Here is a 24,099-nt window from a genome sequence, read left to right as displayed (position 1 = left end):
TATCACTATTTCAATTAATTTCCAAAGTTGTATCGCAAGGTAAATCCACCTCTAATATTGGTCAATGGGAATGAGGTTGAAATCACCGCTTTAGAGAACGAATGATCGTAATAGAGAATTGCAGTCAGGTTTTTACTGAACGAATAATCTGCGGTTAATTTGAACGACCAAATGTTTTGTCCGCCACCCAATTGATTGTTATCATAATCTAAATAACGTACAATTGTTTTATTATTTCTATACGAAAAATCAATTTTCAAGTTGATATCACTTTTGATAACACCCGATGGATTATCGGCTAATCTGGAAGAGAAAATGACATCTTTAAATCGGTATCCTGTTCCAATGACGTATTCAATACCTTTCACTTCGGTTAACAAGTTGTTGTCGAAACTAAGTGACAAAGCACGATCTTTTTTCATTTCGGCCAAAATTTTAAACGAACTTTTGGTTTCAAAATCAATACGAACTAGCGGATTAAACTGCTCTACTAAATTCACATTGCCAACAATTGTTTGACTGTAATAATTTCCGTTTAACGGATTGATCTGACCTGCATGTTGCGTATAATCTAAATTAGATCGGAATGAATTTATAGTATAAGAAGCCTTGTACGCATGTTGAATAGAGAAGCGCTTGAATTTATCTTTGAAGAATTTATAGCGCATCAATCCACTGTATTTGACATTCCAGTTTGGAATCGGAACATTCCTAAACATTCCTAAAGAAACTCCCGAAGCGTCTTTTCCGGTGTAAGCTGCTAAGAATGATGGCAGCAAAACTTCTTGACTCGTTTTACCATATCCTTTAGGAAAACCATCCGGATTAATATTGGCTGGATTGCTCAAATCAATACCGTTTGCGGTTGCCAAACGATTAGCTACTATAAGACGATTGCTTCTAAAATCATCAAAGGCGGCAGAACCAAATTCATCACTACTCTTGAAAGCGGTTTTTATTAAAATAGTCGAGATAGCAAAATTCCCAGTGTTATAAGGCGATCTTGAATTATAAGCTCCAGTTGCAGCATCTACATCGTATTGCTCTGAGTAATTGTTTGCATAGGTTCTATTCCCACTCAAATCGATTTTGAAATCTGGAAACAAATCCATATTGGCTGTAAAATCAAGAGTTCGAGTCAAAACATGTGTATAATTTTGATTGAAATCTGGATACGTTGTTAACCATCCACGTTTAGCCGCTTCAAAGCGAATATCGTCTTGAGCTCCAAAAGCAAATCCTAAAGAAGGCTTGGCGGTTCCAAAAAACCCAATGCTTGGTAAAAATCCTGGCAAGGCGGTTCCTTGGTTTTCGTTATAATTTATCTGAATATTTTTGACGCTAGTTACAATACCAATCAAACCATCTAAAAATACATTGGTGTTTTGGGCTGGTACCGCTTTAATATTATTCACTTTATCTCCGGGTTTTGGAGGTGCATTTGATGCTGTAGTTTTAGTAGTTTTCTTCTGTTTAGACAACCCAATATACTTATAGAACGTCTCCATATTTAAGGTCGTATTCAACTTGTGAGAACCAGCATTTTGGATGGTGTTTCCTAAATTATAATCAATTCCATCAGAACCAACTACTGAAGACATTGCTATGGAGGAACGTTGCCAACTGTAATTACCCGTATAAGTATAATTCGCTTTCACAAAACTCAAAAATGGAATTTTGTTGATTGGTAATTCGTAGTTTACTGTTACTTGTTGGTTGTGTTGGTTAGGCGTTCCAATATTCCAATAATCCGACCAAATGGTATAGGAATTATCGGGAGTATTGTCTTCTTTCATATAATTTCTAACAATATTATTAGAAGTAGCATTAAAGTTAATTTTCAATGCTTTGGTCAAATTATAATTGAACCCGTATTGGTAATTGAACAAGAAATTTCTTTGATATAAGGCATCCAAACCGATACCTTCCACATCAACCAATCGAAATTGTTGTCTATTAAATTGTCGTGTTATATTTGAACTAAATGAAACGTTGGTTGGTAAATAATTAAAGTTGAAATCACTCAACATTTTCCAATAACTGCTCTTTTTGAATATTTTAGTTTTCTTAAAGGGCTCAACAGGTTTGGTTTGAAATGCAAACGTATAATCGGCTGTTGTGCTAACATGCTGATCGGTATAGTTTTCTAGTTCATAGGTATGACGATCAACCTGATTATAGGTATAAGACAACGTTAAGTTCTCCGGATCATAAAAATGTGGTTTTTGTTTTTCACCACGTTCTTTTTTCACCCCGATAAAGTTGATACTTTTTCTTTTAGTGTAATCAATCGCTCTGTTTTTGATGTTTTTCTTTTCAGCAGCATCTGTAGTTACATCAATCAATTGCTTTAATTCAATATCTTGATTGAATGGGTCGTATTTAGGCGTGATGAATTCTTCACCAATAGCATAATTGAACGGTAAATTAACGTGGTAGGTTTTTGGTAATAATTTACCCAAACTCAAATTGGTTACCACATTATACTGCAATACGTCTTCAAGATTTCTTTGACTTGGCCCTTGCTCTAGAGCGCCAAATCCAATCGTACTCATACGTCCTGTTGCAGAAACAGTCGCAAAATCGGCTACATTGGCATCCATATTTGCTATAGCAGCCATACCGCCTTTATTGTCCATTTCGGCCAAACGCAATTCATTAAACCAGACTTCTCCTTTAATACGTCTAGGATTTAATGGATGTTGTGTAGTGTTTAATCGATTGGTATTGTTTTTAACCCCAAGCATTAATGTTCTTACTAATCCAAAATTAGGATTACCTCGAATTCCAAGACGCAAGTTAGGATCGCCATCACCATCTGCCAAAGTAACATCATCATCAGGATAATAAATTTGACCCGGAGCCAAAACATGACTCATAGCAATGATTTTCATTCGAGTAAGAAGTTCCAGAGAAACATCCAAATTATTGGCTGTTGGCCATACTCCTTCACGAGAGTTATCTCCAAATTGGGTTTTCTTAAGCGGAAGCTCTACTTGATAGAAGTTGTCTATAAAATCGCCACCAAATCGGATGAAACCAATCATTTCATCATCTTCAATTGAGTTGGAATCTGTAGCGATGGCCTCAGCATGTAAAAACATTTTTATTTTTTTATACTGACGCATATCCACACTTACATTTTTGAACACTGCACGAGAATCACCTGGTTCTAAACCGTTATCGGTTAAGGTACCCACTCTAATCGCCAAGGACTGCTCATTTTGCGGAATCAAGGTATTATTATTGTACAATTGTTCCAATTCTACTCCAGGAGGCAACACATAATGAATAGGAGTTCTTGTACCGTTTTCCTGTGTGTTTACCGCAAATGAATCGTAGTCGGTACTGTCATCTGTAGTATCCGTATCGGCAGGATCTAAAGTATTGTCGTATTTTCTCCATTCGCCACGAACCAAGTCTAATGAACCAAAACGAATGGTCATTTGATCGGTAAATTTGGTCATGAACATTCTCATGAATCGAATAGAGCGAAAATCAGAAATACTTCCAATAGTATTCGTTGGTTGGTTAATCGGAATTTTAAACTGAATCCAACGTGCTGTAGTAGTTTCGCCATTAGGAAGCGTTACCTGGGTTGGTAAAATGTTAGTGATGTAGTTTTGACCAACATTCGCTAAATCTAACGGGCTTATTTTAATACTGTATTCATAATAGGCATTAATCGTGTTCATGGTATTGTCACGATTGATGTCTTCTACATCTGGTACTGTTGTAGAACCACGATTGGTATCGGTTACATTAACTGGTGAGTTCCCTTCTGTACCATTATAATTTTTATAACGATCAAAAACATCTCCAGTGGTGTTTAAATAATAGGTGTAATCGTCTTGTGCTGGATCTTGAAAAGAGGCAAATCCTGGAAATTTAACGGCTTCTTGAGCATTATTCAACCCATTATATCCTAAATCTTGTGATCCTCGGTTGGCTTCATTAGAATCAAAAGCGTAAATTAACGACTGTGAAGCTGGTGTATCACCCCAGATGGTTGGTGGTGCTAAAGTTTGGTTGTTTCCAATTCCATTTTCATAGAATTTTCTTCCGTCTTGAAGCACGTCTTCAGATATTTCTCCTAAGTTAAAATAAATTCTACCGGTATTTCCTGGATTAATTGGTGCCGTTGAAACTCGGGTATCTGTGTAAGGATCCATCATCCAAAACTGAATATACTCAATATTGGATTGTTCAAAATTAGTCGAATTTAAAGCTCTAACGATTCCTCCAAAATTATCTCCTGGATTGGGCAATGTGTTGTCTGAAGCCGTAGCTGGGTTGAAGTTATAGGGACCACGATCTTTTGGAAAATAGGTCAAATCTAACGTATTAACTACTTGGGATTGTCCTTGAGCTAAAACGGTTGCCGGATATAATTCTTGACTGTAAATTCTTCTGGTCGTATTTAGCGACAAATCATCATCCGAAATACCGGTTGGCCGTTGCGTATAAAAAACAGGGTCGATGGTGTACCAAGCCAATCTTGCTCTTTTAAAACCATAATCTAAAGTAGTTGAATTTCCTCCAAAATCATTGTAATCGGTTATCGCACCTGTAGTAGGCTTAATTGGAGTAGCGGATAAAAACCACGAATAGGGTGATTTCATATCAATATTGGTTTGAGAGCCCTCAAAATCCTCTACATAAACCGTAGATTCTCCATTAAATTTATCTGCTTTTGGAGTACCCGGTTTTAAGTAGGCAATTTCACCTCTAAACGACACATTCGACGGTACGTCAGTATCGATATTTGGCAATTTATTTACCAATCGAGTTAGGAATGGAACTTCTGTTGAGTAGCTCGTATTCAATCCATATATGGTATTGTTTACGGATTCCTGACCGTAATTTGATTTTTGAGTAAATGGACGTTCCGACATTTTCAACATAGTACCACCAACCATAAACTTGTCGGTAAACTTGTGCTCTACGTTAATTCCGTAAAAACGTTTGGTTTGTCTTCCAAAAGTGGAATTATTTTCAACCGAAACCTCAATTGGAGTATTTGAAGCGGATAACGATGGATCTAAAATTTGCACTCTACCGGCTTGATAATTTACAGTGTAATCAACGCCTTCCACCAATCGTCTTCCTCCAGCAGTTACGATAACCGAGCCTTTAGGCACGTTGAAAGCTCCAATTGGAATTCCGTCACCACCCGACGATTTGAATTTCCCTTTTAATTGAAATTTATTCTTCTGACTGTCTTGTAAAGCTGCAGCTTGAGTGGATTTATACAGTTTTCTAAAAACATATTTAGACTGATTGTCGTTGTATACTAATGGATTTAAAGAAACGTCTCCATTATAATCTTGTAGCGGACTGGTTCTTAATTTTTCAAATAAATAATTTCCGAATGGCTCTACCGAAGTGAAAATAATTCGACCGTTTTGTTGATCAACCGTTAACCCGGGTACAAAATCAAAAAAACCATCTCCACCAACTTGTGGGTCGTTACTGGAATTTAATCGATCCAAACCAAATACTTTCAATAGTGGAGTATCTGCTATATCTGTTGGGAGTGGTGATGTAGAATTAGCTGGCGTTATATAGTTTAACGGCGATGGGTCGGTGTATAAAATATTGAATTTAAAATCTTCTTTTTGCAATTGAAACCCACTCGGAATTTGATAGATATTTTTCATCATCAATCCCCAAATTGGTTTCTGTACGTTGGTCAAACTACTTTTAAGCATTTTCAAAATCAACGCTTGAGAAGAGGGAACACCGTTTGGATCTACCTGAGTAGCATCTACACCATCGGTACCAAACTCACCTACTTGAAACACCTGATCACCAATGGTATATTGATACGCCACTGCTAGAACTTCGTCATTAGCCAAGCGCTGTTGCAACGAAATGTATCCCAATTGTGTATTGTAAGTAAACTCGTTTGGTAATAATTTTCGTGCATTCTCTAATTTAGCGTAATCGGTTCCTTCGGAAACGGGTACCGAATTGTTGAATCCAGCATTAGAAGTTACAATTTGACGAATATTCGTATTTAACAATCCGCCTGTTGCTATGATTAAAGCCGGATCGTAAAGGTTATTATTGTTGGCTGGTGGAGAATCTATAGGATTCACAAAGAAATTTGAAGGTGGCGTATTAATAGCAACCACTTGATCATCTGGAATAGCATTAATTGTTGGTGGATAATTCAAACGCGCTTCTCCTAAATCTTGAAGAGCAATGATATTTCGCAAATTATTATTGGTCGTGCTCACGCGATTTTGTTTATTGGTAATCCAAACTTCAATACGTGTAATTTGTACTCTACTGTCAATTAATGGATAGTTTCTTAAGGCATAATCGTAACGATTCTTAAAATACTGAGATAAGAAAAAGTGCCTGTCGGCATCATATTCTTGGGCGAAAAGTTCAAAATTCTGAACGGTCCCTCCGCCCTGAGCTGTTACCGTTTTGGTTTGTGATTTTTGTTCGGCAAATACAGCATTTACCGTAGTTTTACCAAACTGCAATTGTGCTTTAACCCCAAACAAACTCTGTGCACCTCGAATTAATGTACTGTTGAGTGGCATGCTTACGGCACCTACTTCAATTTTTTTAATAATGGAGTCATCTCCTCCCGAAGCGGAAGGATCAAAAGATAATTTGATAAGATTTTGAAATGCAAAAGTAGATTGAGTATCGTAATTAGCATTTACATTCAATCGTGTTCCGACTTTACCCATCAAACTCATACTAATTCTTTGATTGAAATCGAACGTTGTTGTTGAACGATTTCGAGGTGAAAAAGAAGGATTATCCTGTTTGGTATGGCGAAAACCTAGATCAATTTCGGCCGAACCTGTGGGTTTTACGTCTATTGTATTGGAACCAAATATAGTGGCAAAAAAGTTAGAATTGACATAGTATCTCGGCAATAAATCTTTCTTTTTTTCTTCAGCACCAGCTTTTTTGCCGTCTATGGCATCCGACTTTTCTTTGAAATAATTGTGCATGGATTCCTTAAGAACAAGGTCTTCATATTCTTTTGGAGTAAGAATGATTGGATAATTTATGTTGAAACCTTCAAAGGTTTTGGTCAGTACATAACGATCTGTTGCCGAATCGTAGGTATAAGCTTCAACCACACTTTTGGGATTAGCCATTTGCATGCTTCCTGTATTGTATCCTTTTATGGAGTCATTCACATCAGTATCAACTTGAGCGTGTGTAAATTGAGTAACTAGCAACAATACTATGACAAATGCTAGTTTTTGAACAACTTTGATATATTTATGGTAATTTGTTTTCAACAATTATAAATTTTTTAATGCTTGTTTGATAATTACTTCAACGGTAGCATCCGGATTTTGACTGATTACTTTATCTACTATTTTTTCGGATGCTTTTCTAACAAAACCTAAAACCTCCAAAGCAGATAACGCTTCATCTCGATTTGTATTGTTTTGAGATAGCGAAACTTCGTCTAAATCATATATTTTTAACACTTTATCCTTCAAATCAAGTATGGCGCGTTGGGCGGTTTTACCTCCAATTCCTTTTATAGATTGTATGGTTCCCACATCACCACTAGCCAATGCTTGAATGATTTGTTTTGGTTCTAATGAAGATAGCATAGTTCTGGCAATTCCAGCTCCTATTCCAGAAACCGAAAGCAGCATTTTAAATATTTCTCGTTCTGATTTTTCTACAAATCCGTATAGTGAATGTGCATCTTCTTTAATCATTAGATACGTGAAAAGTTTCACAAAATCGGTGTTGGGAAGTAATGTGTAGGTGTGCAACGAAATATTGATGTGATAACCCACACCATTACAGTCAATTACGACTTCAGTTGGTGTTTTTTCAACTAATTTACCTTGAATGTGTGCTATCATAATTTACCTATGTAATTCCAAATATAACAAAAATCTTTAATTAGCGTGATTATTACCGTTTTAATGCTACTTATTTACGTCGAAATTCTTGATTCGCTTAGCTTTTTCTTGAGCATCCACAACCGCTACCGCCGACATGTTTACCATTTCTTCTACACTTGCTCCGAGTTGGAAAATATGTACTGGCTTATCCATGCCAAGCATGATAGGACCTACTGAATCTACTTTGTATAATTCTTTAAGCAATTTATACGTGATATTCGCCGATTCTAAATTTGGAAATATTAACGTATTTACCTTTTTGCCTGCTAATTTAGAGAAGGGAAACTTCGCTTTAAGCATGTCGGGATTCAAGGCAAAATCCGTTTGAATTTCACCATCAACAATCAAATCGGGATAATATTTGTGTAAATAAGCCACCGCTTCACGAACTTTATTGGCACTTTCATGTGTAGACGAACCAAAATTGGAAAACGATACCATTGCAATTACAGGTTCCATACCAAACATTCGAACGGTTTTCTCTGTCATTAAAGCAATTTTTGCCAAATCATCTGCTGTTGGATTGGGATTGATTGCGGTATCCGACAAAAACATTGGACCACGATTGGTCATCATCATGTTAGTGGTGGCGATAAGCGAAATACCTGGTGCTTTCCCAATCAATTGCATCAAAGGTTTTACGACAGTTGGATAACTTCTAGAATAACCCGAAACCATGGCATCAGCATCACCTTGATTAACCATCATAGCAGCAAAATAATTGCGTTCGCGCATCCATTTTTGAGCATCCAACAATGAAATTCCACGACGTTGTCTTTCTTTCCAAAAAATATCGGCATATTCTAATCTGCGTCTGTCTTCTTCTTTAGTTTTCGGGTCAAAAATTGGCACATCGGCATCAAATCCAATTTCTTCTTTCAATTCTAGAATATCTTCTTTTCGACCTAGTAAAATTGGATGACCAATTCCTTCTTCGTAAACTATTTGAGCTGCTTTCAGCACATCTAATTGATCTGCTTCTGCAAAGACAATGCGTTTAGGGTCCGTTTTAGCACGATTAGTAAGCAATCGAACCATTTTATTATCAGAACCCATTCGCTCCATCAACTCCTCTTCATATTTTTCCCAATCGGTAATGGGTTGTAGCGCTACGCCACTTTCCATAGCGGCTTTAGCCACTGCTGGTGCTACTGTAGCAATTAATCTTGGGTCAAAAGGCTTTGGAATAATATAATCTCGACCAAAATTCAATCGGGTTTCGCCGTAAGCAATATTAACTTGCTCAGGAACCATTTCTTTGGCCAAAGCCGCTAATGCACGAACAGCTGCCATTTTCATGGCTTCATTAATTTTAGTAGCTCGAACATCTAGAGCACCTCTAAAGATATAAGGAAATCCTAGCACATTATTTACTTGATTAGGATAATCGGAACGACCGGTTGCCATGATAAGATCCTCTCTTGTTGCAATGGCAATGTTGTAATCTATTTCTGGAGTGGGATTAGCCATAGCAAAAACAATAGGATTTTGAGCCATTCCTAACAACATTTCTGGCGACAGAATATTTCCAGCAGAAAGCCCGAGAAACACATCAGCATTCACCAAAGCATCTTTCAAACTAATACCTTTTTTTCCGTAGGAGTATTTTTTTTGAAGTTCAGATAAGTCGGTTCGGTCATTTGACAACACCCCATCCTTATCGAACATGATGATATTTTCGAGTTTTACACCCAACAACACGTATAAATTAGCGCAAGCTAAAGCCGCAGAACCAGCACCAGAAACTACTAATTTTACCTCTTCAATTTTTTTATCAGCTAATTCTAAAGCATTCAGCAAGGCTGCAGAAGAGATTATTGCTGTTCCGTGTTGATCGTCGTGCATCACTGGAATGTTCAATTCTTCCACCAATCGTCTTTCAATTTCAAACGACTCTGGGGCTTTGATATCTTCAAGATTAATTCCACCAAAAGTAGGTGCTATATTTTTGACAGTAGCGATAAATTCTTCGATATCTTTGGTGCCTACTTCAATATCAAAAACATCAATATCGGCAAATATTTTAAACAACAATGCTTTACCTTCCATTACAGGTTTAGATGCTTCAGGACCGATATCTCCTAATCCTAAAACAGCAGTACCATTAGAAATTACGGCTACCAGATTCCCTTTAGAAGTATATTTATAAACGTTGTTTATATCTTTTGCAATCTCAAGACAAGGTTCTGCAACACCCGGCGAATAGGCTAAAGACAAGTCTCGTTGTGTAGCATATTTTTTGGTTGGAACAACTTGTATTTTTCCTGGAGTAGGTTTGGCATGATATAAAAGTGCTTCTCTACGCTTACTTGATTTATTCATTGTGGTCTTTTTACATTCTGACTTACAAAGGTAAAAGTCTCGACGTAAAACAACAACTTTTATAGCTTTTCTTTTGGCGAAAACATAAATATAAATTAATTGATATTTATTTTAAAAAATTAATATTTCGCCTAAAACCATCAAGCTGTGTTCTGTTAACAGCTGAGCTTTTGAAGACCTTATTGAACGTATCTTCTGTAATTTCTTCCCAATCTTTTTTGGTGAATGACAGCAATTCTGGATTGGGGTTGAATGAAGGTTCGTTATGCGGTTTAGAAAATTTATTCCACGGACAAACATCTTGACAAACATCACAACCAAAAGCCCAATCGTCGAATTTACCTTTCATTTCTTGAGGTAAATTGTCTTTTAATTCGATAGTAAAATAAGAAATACATTTACTTCCATCAACGACATAAGGTGCAACAATGGCTTGGGTTGGACAAGCATCTATACAAGCCGTACAACTGCCGCAATGGTCGGTTGTGGCATGATCGTATTCCAACTCTAAATCAATAATTAATTCAGCTATAAAATAAAACGACCCTACTTGTTTGGTTAGCAAATTATTGTTTTTTCCCAGCCAACCTAAACCACTTTTAGCGGCCCAAGCTTTTTCCATTACTGGAGCAAAATCAATAAAAGCCCGACCTGAAACATCTCCAATTTCTCTTTTAATCGTATTTAGAAATTTTCTTAATTTCTTTTTTATAACATAGTGATAATCTTTACCGTAGGCATATTTTGATATTTTATAGCTTTCTTCATTTTGAAACTCTGATGGATAATAATTCAGTAATAAAGAAATGACGCTTTTCCCGTCTTCCACCAAAATTGTTGGATCTAAACGTTTGTCAAAATAGTCTTCCATATACGCCATTTGCCCGTGCCGATTTTGGTTCAACCAACGTTCTAATCTAGGTGCTTCTTCTTCTAGAAAACCCGCTTTAGAAATGCCACATGAGAAAAAACCGAGGCGTTTGGCTTCGGTTTTAATGAGTTGGGTATATTTTTCTTTATTGTTTATCAAAATTAAAACAATCCTCCTTGAATATTAGTATTTATTTTACCTAGATGTTTATAAGCTTTTTCGGTCACCTCTCTGCCTCTTGGAGTACGAATTATGAATCCTTCTTGAATTAAAAAAGGCTCGTAAACTTCTTCGATGGTTTCACCACTCTCTGAAACTGCTGTGGCTAAAGTTGACAAACCGACAGGACCACCTTTAAATTTTTCGATGATTGTGGTTAATATCTTATTGTCCATTTCATCCAAACCATGTGCGTCTACGTGCAATGCTTTTAACGAATATTTAGCAATTTCAATATCGATTTTACCATTCCCTTTAATCTGCGCAAAATCTCTAACGCGACGCAATAATGCATTGGCAATACGCGGTGTTCCGCGGCTTCTACCAGCTATTTCTATAGCAGCTTCCATCGTAATTGGCATTCTAAGAATGGCCGAACTACGTTGAACAATAGTCGTTAATAATTCGGTGTTGTAATATTGAAGTCGACTTTGAATTCCAAATCGAGCACGCATCGGTGCGGTTAATAACCCCGAACGAGTAGTCGCTCCAACTAAAGTAAACGGATTTAAATTGATTTGAACCGTACGAGCATTTGGTCCAGATTCAATCATAATATCAATTTTGAAATCCTCCATGGCAGAATAAAGATATTCTTCCACAACCGGACTCAAGCGATGAATCTCATCAATGAACAAGACATCTCTATCTTCTAAATTGGTAAGTAAACCAGCCAAATCACCGGGTTTATCCAAAACGGGTCCTGAAGTAATTTTGATTCCAACTCCTAACTCATTGGCTAAAATATTAGCTAAAGTTGTTTTACCTAATCCTGGTGGCCCATGAAATAAGGTATGGTCTAGCGCTTCATTTCTTTGATTGGCAGCCTCAACGAAAACTTTTAGATTGTCTAAAACTTGTTCTTGTCCAGTAAAATCGTCAAATGATAATGGCCTTAATTTTTTTTCGAGGTCAAGTTCATCCGAATTATAATTGGAATTGGTAGGATCTAAATGTTCGTTCATATTACAAATATATAACAAAGTTGGATGCAAATAAAAATGCCTCTCATTAGAAAGGCATTTTTTATATAATATATAATCTTAGTGGTGTAATACTTCTTCACCTGGCTTCATTGGAACATTTTGTGGTACAAAATCTTCATCATGACCTGGTTTACTGTAATCATAAGGCCATCTGTAAACTTCAGGAATTTCACCTGGCCAGTTACCGTGGATGTGCTCAATTGGAGCAGTCCACTCAAGTGTATTTGATCTCCAAGGATTTTGAACAGTTCTCTTTCCATAAAAAATACTGTGGAAGAAGTTGTAAATAAATACTAATTGGAAAGCACCACCTATAAGAGCAAAAGTTGTAATAATAACATTCACATCTTGTAAATCATCAAATAATGGGAAGTTCGTATTCTCATAGTAACGTCTTGGTAAACCAGCCATACCAATAAAGTGCATCGGGAAGAAAACTCCATAAGCACATACGGCAGTTACCCAGAAGTGAACATATCCTAACGTCTTGTTTAACATTCTACCAAACATTTTAGGATACCAATGATAGATACCAGCAAACATTCCGTAAAGAGCAGAAATACCCATTACTAAGTGGAAGTGAGCCACAACAAAATACGTGTCGTGAACATTAATATCTAATGTACTATCTCCTAAAATAATTCCAGTCAAACCACCCGTGATGAACGTTGAAACTAAACCAATAGAAAACAACATAGCAGGATTTAACTGTAAGTTACCTTTCCATAAAGTAGTAATGTAGTTGAACGCTTTTACAGCCGATGGAATTGCAATTAACAATGTTGTAAAGGTAAACACCGAACCTAAGAAAGGATTCATTCCCGAGATGAACATGTGGTGACCCCAAACAATTGTAGATAAAAATGCAATCGCCAAAATAGACATGATCATTGCTCTGTATCCAAAGATTGGTTTACGAGAGTTGGTAGCGATTACTTCTGAAGTAATTCCCAATGCTGGTAACAAAATGATATATACCTCAGGATGTCCTAAGAACCAAAATAAATGCTCAAATAAAACTGGCGAACCACCTTGGTAGTTAAGAACTTCTCCAGCTAAATAAATATCAGATAAGAAGAACGAAGTACCGAAACTTCTATCCATAATCAACAATAACGCAGCTGACAAAAGAACTGGAAATGATATCACACCGATAACTGCAGTAATAAAGAAAGCCCAGATAGTTAAAGGCATTCTTGTCATTGTCATTCCTTTAGTTCTAAGATTAAGTACTGTTACAATGTAATTTAGTGATCCCATTAAAGAAGCTGCAATAAATACTGCCATAGAAACCAACCACAATGTCATACCTAAACCTGAACCTGAAATAGCTTGAGGCAAGGCACTCAAAGGAGGATATATTGTCCAACCTGCTGATGCTGGTCCTGATTCTACAAACAAGGAAATTACCATAATAACACTTGACAGGAAAAATAACCAGTAAGATATCATATTTAAAAATCCAGAAGCCATATCTCGTGCTCCAAGTTGTAATGGAATAAGCAAGTTACTAAAAGTACCACTCAAAGCTGCAGTAAGTACAAAGAATACCATTATGGTACCGTGAATTGTAATTAAAGACAAATAAGCTTCGTTAGTCATTACGCCTCCTGGAGCCATTTTTTCTCCTAAAAAGAAGCTAAAAACTTTAAAAGACTGCTCTGGCCAAGCCAACTGAAGTCTAAAAAGCAAAGACATACCAACACCAATAATTCCCATAAAAATACCTGTCAACAAGTATTGTTTAGCAATCATTTTATGGTCTATACTAAATATATATTTAGTAATAAACGTGTCTTTATGGTGGTGTTCATGATGATCTTCGTGGTGATCGTGTGCGTGATTATCGTGTGCGTGACTCATATTATTGTAAATATTATTTTTTATTATTTCATTGGTGCTTCAGCCACCATAGTTGTATCTTTTTTTGCAGAAACAGTATCAGATTTAGCCCCGGCCGCTTCGCCTTCTTTGGCTTTAGCATCTTCAGCAGCAGCATCTTTAACAGATTTTACTAGAGTAGTCTTTCCGCTCAACCATTTTTTATAGTCTTCTGGAGTATCAACTACAACCTTCATTTGCATGTTATAGTGAGATGCTCCACAAATTTTATTACACAACAAAAGGTAATCAAAAGTATAAGGATCTAAAGCAGTTTTTCCTTCAGCAAGTAATTCTTTGCTCTTTTCTTCTCTAATATGATTGATTCTAGCTACTTTTTTTATCATATCAGGATTGTCTCTCATCTCGCTTGTAGTAGTAGAAGGAATAAAAGAGAACTGAGTTACCATCCCAGGAACACAATTCATTTGTGCTCTAAAATGAGGCATGTACATCGAGTGTAATACATCTTGAGAACGTAATTTGAAGATTACTCTTTTCCCTTTTGGGATATGAATCTCATCAGTAACAATATCATCTTGAGCATTTTTATCAGCCAAATCAACTCCAAGTGAATTCACACCTTCAATTAATCTAACATTTGCTTTTCCTAAAACATTGTCTTCACCAGAGTATCTAGCAGTCCACTTGAATTGTTGAGCGTAAATCTCTATAACAATAGGTTTCTCAACTTTCTCATTTACGAACATAATGTCGTTCCATGAATACAAACCGAAAAAGATTAACACCGCTAAAACAATTGCAGGAACGGAACTCCAAATAAATTCTAATTTATTATTATCCGAAAAATAGGTCGCAACTTGTCCTTTTTTACCTCTGTATTTGTAGGCAAAATAGTGTAACAATGCTTGTGTTATAATTTGTACAACAAAAATCAATATCATTGAAATCCACATCAACTGATCTACTTCTTTTCCATGAACAGAAGCCGCATTACTCATCAGTGGTAAATCACCGTATTTTACGATACAGAAAATTGTAATACAGTAAATGAACCCTAAAAAACCAAACATTAGGTAACCATTAACTTTATTATCGTTATCGTCAGCAACTTGATTGTTGTCGTCACTGCTTTTTCCTACTTGAGTTAAATCAAAAATTTTAGTTAGTTGCCATAATGCAACCGATAATAAAACTAAAACAAGAAGTACTAATAAACTTGTCATTTGTTGTTTTCTTTAAATATTAATAATGAAAATGTTTACTTTCTTCTATAAAAGGATTACGTTTTGGCGTAAGTGGCACTTTAGATAAAGCGGTAAATACTACATAAATAAACAATCCTAAAAAGAACAAAACTGATGCGATTTCTGAAACTCCTATAAACCATTGATCACCAACAGTAGCAGGCATAACCATGTTAAAGAAATCAATATAATGACCGCATAATATTACTACACCAGCACCAACGATGATTGGAGCTACGCGTTTAAAATCTGTGTTGATAAGTACTAAAATAGGGAAAACGAAGTTCATAACAACTGCACCCCAAAATGGTAATGTAAATACATCAATTCTAGTTTTGAAATAGGTAACCTCTTCTGGAATGTTAGCATACCAAATCAACATGAATTGAGAGAACCATAAATACGTCCAGAATACACTAATACCGAACATGAATTTAGATAAATCGTGAATGTGGCTTGAATTTACATTTTCTAAATATCCTTTAGATTTTAAATATAAAGTAACCATAGAAATTGTTGTGATACCACTTACAAAAAAACTTGCAAATACATACCAACCGAATAACGTACTGAACCAGTGTGGATCAAATGACATTAACCAATCCCAAGCCATAATAGATTCTGAAACGATAAAGAATACTAAGAATACCGCTGATAATTTAAAGTTCTTTTTATAGAAAGTATTATCTGAAGCTTCATCTTGAGCTAAACAATTTTTTCTAGAAAAATATCGGTATAAGTTCCATCCTAATAAAAAGATAGCTGCTCTTGAAATCCAAAATGGAAAATTTAAGTACCCTGATTTACCAGCAATCATTTCGTCATAATTAGCACTACCTTTAGTAGTAACACCGTCTGCTAACCACGTAAACAAATGGTGTTGATGAAAACCAGCTAATAATAAAAGAACGAAAAATATAACCGAACCAACAGGCAAATAGGCTGTGATACCTTGCATCACTCTAAACAATACTGGAGACCAACCTGCTTGTGCCACTTGTTGAATCGCATAAAATGCTAAAGCACCTAAGGAAATCAACATGAAGAAAATACAAGCAACATATAAAGCAGCCCATGGTTTATTTTGTAACTGATGAAAAACATGTTCAGCATGTTCTTTCTTTTCTTTAGCTTCATCTACTTCAGCAACTTCTGCTTTTGCTTTGTGTTCTACTACAGGAGTAACAACTTCATTAATAGAATCCGTTTTAGCTACAAGTGAATCAGCACTGGTTTTAGTCGTATCTTTAGTGATAACTTCAGCAGATGTTTTAGTTTCTTCTGACGGCATTGCTACTTTATGACCATCATGAGCTTCAGCTTCAGCGTGATGTCCTTCGTGAGTTGCAGCTACTATTTTTTCAGCCTCTTCTATAGTTTTAGGAGCAGATAAAAAACCATACACAATTCCAACTAATCCTAAAATCATTAGAATAAGTGCTGTGGTTTTTAATTTTTTTGAAAATGTATACATATCTATAAGAATCTGTTTGTTCTACTATTATAATTGCGATTTAAGTTTCATTACATAAGCTGCAACCATCCAACGTTCTTCTTGGTTTAGTTGATTTGCGTAAGAACCCATTGAGTTAAGACCAAAATTGATTACGTGATTAACACTTCCTTCCGTAATTTGTCTGTCTTTATAGTTTGGAACTCCTAAGAATTTACCTTGTTTAACTAAATTTCCTTTACCATCACCAGCGGTTCCGTGACAAATTGCACAATAAATATTAAAAAGCTCTTCTGCTTTTTTCATATCAATTTTAGCAGGATCAAGTGGTGAAACAGAATTTAATTTTGCTAAATTATACCCATCCGTTGAGTTTGCATACTCATAAGGAACATAGCCTCTTTTAATAGTTCCAACAGGTGGCAACTGACCTTCTTTACCTTGTAATCCCGTTGGAGAATTAAATGCTGAAGACTCTGAATAGGTTTCATAAGCAACCGATTCATACATATTAGGCATGTACTGGTAGTTTGGAGAGTTATTATCCTTACAAGAAGAAAAAGACAGTATTATCCCTAATACTAATGCTATTTTTAATAAACTTTTCATGTCTGTTTAGTGCTTTTCTATTACTTTAACTTCAACTGCACCTGTACTTTTAAAGAAAGATGTTAATTCATCTTCATTATTATTTACAGCTACTTCCATCAAAAAGTGGTCATCAGTTGTTCTTACATCTGGATTTTCAGCTTGTTTAAATGGCCACAATTTACTTCTCATATAAAAAGTAATAACCATTAAGTGAGCTGCAAAAAATACAGTCATCTCAAACATAACAGGAACAAAAGCCGGCATGTTTTGAATGTAACTCATACTAGGTTTTCCACCAATATCTTGAGGCCAATCTTGAATCATAATATAATCCATCATTGTGGTGGCAACTGTAAGTCCGATACATCCGTAGATGAAAGCACATATAGCCAATCTAGTTGATGGTAAACCCATAGCTTTATCCAATCCGTGAACTGGGAAAGGAGTATAAACTTCTTCAATATGATGATGCGCCTTTCTGGTTTGCTTTACAGCATCCATTAAAATATCATCATCATTGTATATAGCGTGTATAACTTTATTACTACTCATAACAAATACTAATGTTTTTCTGAATGATTATGTCCTTCTTTTTCTCTTTCTCTTTTGTAATTTTCACCCGAAGATTTCAAAATAGTTTTAACCTCTGCTTGTGCAATTACTGGGAATGTTCTAGCGTATAATAAGAATAACACAAAGAAGAATCCAATTGTACCAGTAAAGATACCAATATCGATAAATGTTGGAGAGAACATCGTCCATGAAGATGGAAGGTAATCCCTGTGAAGTGAAGTAACAATAATTACGAAACGTTCAAACCACATACCAATATTTACTACGATTGAGATTATGAAAGAGAACATGATACTTGTTCTTAGTTTTTTAGACCACATAAATTGTGGAGAGAAAACGTTACAAGTCATCATCGACCAATATGCCCACCAGTATGGACCAGTTGCTCTGTTTAAGAAAGCATATTGCTCATATTCTACACCTGAATACCAAGCTACAAACAACTCAGTGATATAAGCGACACCAACGATTGAACCCGTAATCATAATTACAATGTTCATTAATTCAATATGTTGAATAGTGATGTAAGCTTCAAGGTTAGAAACTTTTCTCATGATAATTAACAAGGTATTTACCATTGCAAATCCTGAGAATACCGCTCCAGCTACGAAGTAAGGAGGGAAAATTGTAGTATGCCATCCTGGAATTACCGAAGTAGCAAAGTCAAAAGATACAATAGTGTGTACTGAAAGTACCAATGGCGTAGCTAAACCTGCCAAAACAAGAGAAACCTCTTCAAAACGTTGCCAGTCTTTTGCTCTACCGCTCCAACCAAAACTTAAAATAGAATATACTCTTTTATTGAAAGGAGTTACCGCTCTGTCTCTAAGCATTGCGAAATCAGGAAGTAAACCAGTCCACCAGAATACTAATGATACCGAAAGATACGTTGAAATCGCGAACACGTCCCAAAGAAGTGGTGAGTTAAAGTTAACCCACAACGAACCAAATTGATTAGGAATTGGAACTACCCAGTAAGCTAACCATGGACGACCCATGTGAATGATTGGGAATAATCCAGCTTGTACAACTGAGAAAATTGTCATCGCTTCAGCAGAACGGTTAATTGCCATTCTCCATCGTTGACGGAAAAGTAACAATACAGCAGAAATCAAAGTTCCTGCGTGACCAATACCAACCCACCAAACGAAGTTAGTAATATCCCAAGCCCAACCTACAGTTTTGTTTAGTCCCCAAGAACCAATACCTGTAGAAATGGTATAGATGATACAACCTACTCCCCAAAGGAAAGCTGCTAATGCGATTGAAAAAACGGTCCACCATTGTTTGTTTGCTCTTCCTTCAACAGGTGCAGCAACATCGACAGTCACATCGTGATAACTTTTATCACCTATGACTAATGGTTTTCTAATGGGTGCTTCGTAATGAGACGACATAATCCTTTATCTTGTTTCTTAATTAATCTTTTTAAACTAGGTATTTCTTACTTTAACGTGATACATAACGTTTGGTTTAGTACCAACATGCTCTAATAAATGATACATTCTTTTATCTTCAAGCAATTCTGCTACTTTAGACTCCGAATCATTTACATCTCCAAATACCATTGCTCCTGTAGAACAAGCATTTGAACAAGCAGTTTGGAATTCACCATCTTTTATAACTCTTCCATCACGTTTAGCATCAAGAATTGTTTTTTGTGTCATTTGAATACACATTGAACATTTCTCCATAACCCCACGTGAACGAACGTTTACATCTGGATTGATAACCATACGACCTAAATCATCATTCATATGATAATCGAACTCGCTGTTTTTGTTATATAAGAACCAGTTGAAACGACGCACTTTATAAGGACAGTTGTTAGCACAATAACGAGTACCAACACATCTGTTGTAAGCCATTTGATTTTGACCTTGACGACCGTGTGAAGTTGCCGCTACTGGACAAACTGTTTCACAAGGCGCATGGTTACAATGTTGACACATTACAGGTTGGAAAGCAACTTGTGGATTATCAGCAGGATGTTCCATACTTCCAAAACCACCTAACGATCCTTTTTCACCAAATAATCCATCAAAATTTTCTTTTTTCTCATTATCCCCTGCAAACGTATCTTCAGAAGAATAATATCTATCAATACGCAACCAGTGCATATCACGACTTCTTCTTACTTCTGATTTACCTACTACAGGAACATTATTTTCAGCGTGACATGCAATTACACATGCACCACAACCCGTACAAGCATTTAAATCGATTGACAAATTGAAATGATGTCCTGTTGAACGATCAAATGATTCCCATAAATCTACTTTGGTAGCAGGAGTTTCTTTGTGATCTAAAGAAACCATAGGAACTGGGTTCCACTCTTCTACTTTAACATTAGGATCACTGAAAACTTTTAAGGTTGTTTCTTTAACAATATCACCTCTACCCATTAAGGTTTTTTGTGATTGAACACAAGCAAATTCGTGCTCTCCGTCTCCTTTAGTAATCGAAACTGATTGAACGTTGTTAAAGTTATTATATAATACGTAAGCATTAACACCTACTTGCATTTCTTCTTTTAATGAAGCCTTTTTTCCGTACCCGAAAGACAATCCTAAAGTTCCAACTGCTTGTCCTGGCTGAACAATAACTGGTACTTTTTCAAGTTTAGTTCCGTTTACCGTTAAAGTAGCATAACTTCCGTTAAGACCACCGTTAGCAACAATTCTATTCTCTAAACCTAATTTCTTAGCATCCGCTTGAGAAACAGTTACGTAATTATCCCAAGAAACTCTAGTGATTGGATCTGGAAACTCTTGCAACCAAGGATTGTTTGCTTGTTGTCCATCACCTAAACCAGTTTTGGTATATAATACTAATTCAAAATCACCAGCTGATTTAGATTGTGCTAAAGCTGAAGCCGCAACACCATAATCTGCAGTTCCACCAGCAATACCAGTAGCACCTGACACTACCAATCCATCATGAAGCACTTTATTCCATGTACTACCTGCTGTGTATGAAGCTGAATTAGCTTTAATATAATCGTAATACGTTCCAGAAACACCATTCCAAGACATTAACGCTTCTTGAAATTGTTTTGTATTAAATAATGGACGAATAGTAGGTTGCGCCAAAGAATACGTTCCTTTAGTCAACATATAATCGTTCCAAGATTCTAAATAATGTGGCGCAGCAGCAGCTATGTTCACTTTTTCTGCTGTTTCATCTTCTTTAATTGAAAAAGCTACAGAAGTTTTTACTTTACCTAAACCACTAACAAAAGATTTGCTATTTGCTAAAGTATACACCGGATTTACACCGCTCATAATTAATGTATGAACAGAGCCTACATTCATATCAGCAATAAGTTGCTCTACTTTCGCATCAGATCCTTTTCTAATTAATCTAGCACTTGCTGTTAACAAGGCCTCACTTTTTAAAACTTGATTGATTGCTAAAACAAGTAATTGTGCATTTTTATCTTGAATTCCAGATACTAAAAGACCTTTAGATCCAGCTGCTTTTAATTGATTTGCTGCTTTTACAACTTCAGCTTCGTTATCTAATTTACCTAAAGCTACTGAAGAACCAGTGATGATGTTGTAAATTTTTACTAAAGCAAGTTTTTGGTCTGCCACTTTCATAGCCACTCTTTTATCAGCTGCAGCACCCGAAAGGGTCATATTAGCTTCAAATTGAAAGTGCTTAGACATTTTCCCAGCTTGTGGAATTCTTCCTTGAGCAAAACCTTTATCATAACCACCACCTTGCCAATCTCCTAAGAAATCTGCACCGATAGAAACGATAGTATTCGCTTTTGAAAAATCATAATCTACTAAAGCTCTTTCACCATAAACTGCTTCAAAAGCATCTAACGCTGCTGATTCTGAAACTGCATCATAAACAATATGCTTAGCCGTAGGGTTTTTAGCAATAAAATCTGCAATTAATTTTTCAGAAGAAGGACTCGCTAATGTATTGGTGAGCAATACTACTTGTTTTCCTGAAGCTTTTGCCTCAGCTAAACTCGCTTTTATTTTAGCATCAACATCACTCCAGGAAGCCGATTTAGCATCCACTTTTGGTGCTTTTAGTCTCATGCTATCATATAATGACAACACTGAAGCGTGAACTCTTGCATTAGCTGCAAATTTTGCACCTTCTATTTTATTATTTTCAATTTTGATTGGACGACCTTCTCTTGTTTTAACTAAAAGATTCGCAAAATCAAATCCGTCAAACATAGTGGTAGCATAGTAATCGGCTACACCAGGAATAATAGTATCTGGTTGTACTACATAAGGAATTGATTTGTGAACTGGTCCTTCACAAGCAGCCAAAGACGCAGCTGCTGTTGTAAAACCAACGTACTTTAAGAAATCACGACGAGTAGTTGATGAAGATGATAAAGAATCACTATCTGAAAGAAAATCAGATGTTGGAATTTCTTCCACGAATTCATTATTTCTAAGCGTCTCAACAATAGAACTATTTTCGTTTAGTTCCTCAACACTTTTCCAGTATTTTTTGTTAGATGACATCGTATATAAATATTAGCTTCTTAATAATTGATTAATAGTGACACTTACCACATTCTAAACCTCCCATTTGTGCAGCAGTCAATTTGTCTACACCATATTTTTTAGAAAGTTCTTTGTGAATTTTATCGTAGTAAGCATTGCCTTCCATTTTAACATCTGTTTCACGGTGACATTTAATACACCAACCCATGGTTAATGGAGCAAATTGTTTTTGTACTTCGTAAGTTTGAACCGGACCGTGACATTTTTGACATTCAATTCCAGCAACAGTTACGTGTTGAGAGTGGTTGAAATAAGCGAAGTCAGGTAAATTATGGATTCTAACCCATTTCACTGGTTTAGTTTTTCCTGTATATTTAGAACCATCCCATCCTACAGCATCGTATAATTTTTTGATTTCACCATCATAAAACGCTTTAGTATGACCATCAACTGTTGAAGTTGTATCCGATACTTCTGCAATATTTTTGTGGCAATTCATACAAACATTCAACGAAGGAATACCCGCATTTTTACTTACTCTAGCAGCAGAGTGACAGTACTTACAGTCAATTTTGTTATTTCCAGCATGAATTCTGTGCGAGTAATGAATTGGTTGTATTGGCGAATAATCTTGATCAACACCAACTTGCATTAAGAAACCATACACAAAATATCCACTAGCCAACAATAAGAATATAGCCGAAACCAAAACTAAAAATTGGTTTTTAACAAATGCTTTCCAAATTGGCAATCTAGCTTCTTTAGCAGCAACTTCTATACCGTTAGATTTAGCAATTTTAGTCAATACATTGTTCACTAAAAACAACATAACCACTAACATAAACATTACTAAAGCTAAAGCTCCAAGTATTACTCCGTTAGAAATACCACCTTCTTGTTTTTCTGTTCCTGGAGGACCTGCTGTTTTAGCAACTTCAGGCTCTGTTTTAACCTCATCAGTGTAGGCAATGATGTTATCAATGTCTCCATTAGACAATTGAGGAAAAGCAGTCATCACAGCTGGCTTGTTTTCATTCCAAAGTTTTACCGCATCAGCATCACCTGATTTTATTAAAGCCGAACTATTTTTAATCCAACCATAAAACCAATCTTTTTTATGACGTCCTGAAACACCTCTAAGTGCTGGACCTGTCATTTTCTTGTCTAAATTGTGACAAGCAGCACAATTTGTGTTGAATAATTCTTTTCCTTTTACAGCATCACCACCTGAAGTTGCAGCAGGAGCCGCATCTGCTTTTGCAGCAGTCGCAGCAGGAGCTGTTGTCGCCGCACCGGCAGTCGGAGCTTCTTGGGCAAATGTAGATAAGGAGAAAGTTAGCATTAATGCTAATCCGAATGAATAGATTCTGGAAATCGAATTATGGTTACCCACTTTTTTCATATTATAAATGATTATCGACTAATTTGTGGCATGGTCTTTTCTGTTATTTTAAGAAAATGCCAATACACTTTTTTTAAAACTTGAGCAAAAATACAATTTATGAACTATTCTCAAAACCTTAAATATATCTTAATTATCAATTTATATTAATTCTAAATAATATTTTTAATTTGGTATAATCACATAAGTATTACATTTGCATTAAAAT

The 24,099-nt window shown here is 35.9% G+C and carries 13 protein-coding genes; all 13 read right to left on the bottom strand.

Annotated elements, in window-relative coordinates:
* Positions 1-14: 14 nt before the first annotated feature.
* Positions 15-7,277, bottom strand: a complete 7,263-nt coding sequence (gene sov / locus ACODSI_RS06885) for a T9SS outer membrane translocon Sov/SprA (protein ID WP_488916098.1) — start codon at positions 7,275-7,277, stop codon at positions 15-17.
* Positions 7,278-7,280: 3 nt separating this feature from the next.
* Complete coding sequence (ruvA, locus tag ACODSI_RS06880; protein ID WP_488916097.1) at positions 7,281-7,862, bottom strand: Holliday junction branch migration protein RuvA; 582 nt, start codon at positions 7,860-7,862, stop codon at positions 7,281-7,283.
* 66 nt (positions 7,863-7,928) lie between these two features.
* Positions 7,929-10,226, bottom strand: coding sequence for an NADP-dependent malic enzyme (locus ACODSI_RS06875; RefSeq protein ID WP_488916096.1), 2,298 nt, complete (start codon positions 10,224-10,226; stop codon positions 7,929-7,931).
* Positions 10,227-10,332: 106 nt separating this feature from the next.
* Complete coding sequence (gene queG / locus ACODSI_RS06870) at positions 10,333-11,256, bottom strand: tRNA epoxyqueuosine(34) reductase QueG (RefSeq protein ID WP_488916095.1); 924 nt, start codon at positions 11,254-11,256, stop codon at positions 10,333-10,335.
* A 2-nt stretch (positions 11,257-11,258) separates the two neighbouring features.
* Entirely contained in the window at positions 11,259-12,281 is a 1,023-nt protein-coding gene (gene ruvB / locus ACODSI_RS06865; RefSeq protein WP_488916094.1) for a Holliday junction branch migration DNA helicase RuvB, read from the bottom strand.
* Positions 12,282-12,359: 78 nt separating this feature from the next.
* Positions 12,360-14,165, bottom strand: a complete 1,806-nt coding sequence (locus ACODSI_RS06860; protein WP_488916093.1) for a cytochrome c oxidase subunit I — start codon at positions 14,163-14,165, stop codon at positions 12,360-12,362.
* 23 nt (positions 14,166-14,188) lie between these two features.
* A complete protein-coding gene (locus tag ACODSI_RS06855; protein WP_488916092.1) occupies positions 14,189-15,370 on the bottom strand; it encodes a cytochrome c oxidase subunit II in 1,182 nt (393 codons plus the stop codon).
* A gap of 19 nt (positions 15,371-15,389) precedes the next feature.
* Positions 15,390-16,865: a quinol:cytochrome C oxidoreductase gene (locus tag ACODSI_RS06850; protein WP_488916091.1), complete on the bottom strand. Its 1,476-nt coding sequence runs from the start codon at positions 16,863-16,865 to the stop codon at positions 15,390-15,392.
* 27 nt (positions 16,866-16,892) lie between these two features.
* The gene (locus tag ACODSI_RS06845; protein WP_488916090.1) at positions 16,893-17,453 is read right to left on the bottom strand and encodes a c-type cytochrome; all 561 of its coding nucleotides are present in this window, start codon (positions 17,451-17,453) and stop codon (positions 16,893-16,895) included.
* 6 nt (positions 17,454-17,459) lie between these two features.
* Complete coding sequence (locus ACODSI_RS06840; protein WP_488916089.1) at positions 17,460-17,987, bottom strand: DUF3341 domain-containing protein; 528 nt, start codon at positions 17,985-17,987, stop codon at positions 17,460-17,462.
* 8 nt (positions 17,988-17,995) lie between these two features.
* Positions 17,996-19,405: an NrfD/PsrC family molybdoenzyme membrane anchor subunit gene (gene nrfD / locus ACODSI_RS06835; RefSeq protein WP_481790732.1), complete on the bottom strand. Its 1,410-nt coding sequence runs from the start codon at positions 19,403-19,405 to the stop codon at positions 17,996-17,998.
* 36 nt (positions 19,406-19,441) lie between these two features.
* The gene (locus ACODSI_RS06830) at positions 19,442-22,507 is read right to left on the bottom strand and encodes a TAT-variant-translocated molybdopterin oxidoreductase (RefSeq protein ID WP_488916088.1); all 3,066 of its coding nucleotides are present in this window, start codon (positions 22,505-22,507) and stop codon (positions 19,442-19,444) included.
* Between the two features lie 31 nt (positions 22,508-22,538).
* On the bottom strand, positions 22,539-23,891 hold the full coding sequence (locus ACODSI_RS06825; RefSeq protein ID WP_488916087.1) for a c-type cytochrome: 1,353 nt from the start codon (positions 23,889-23,891) through the stop codon (positions 22,539-22,541).
* Positions 23,892-24,099 lie beyond the last annotated feature (208 nt).

This window comes from Flavobacterium sp. FG139, assembly GCF_057809695.1.
This window is presented reverse-complemented; position numbering and strand designations above follow the sequence as displayed.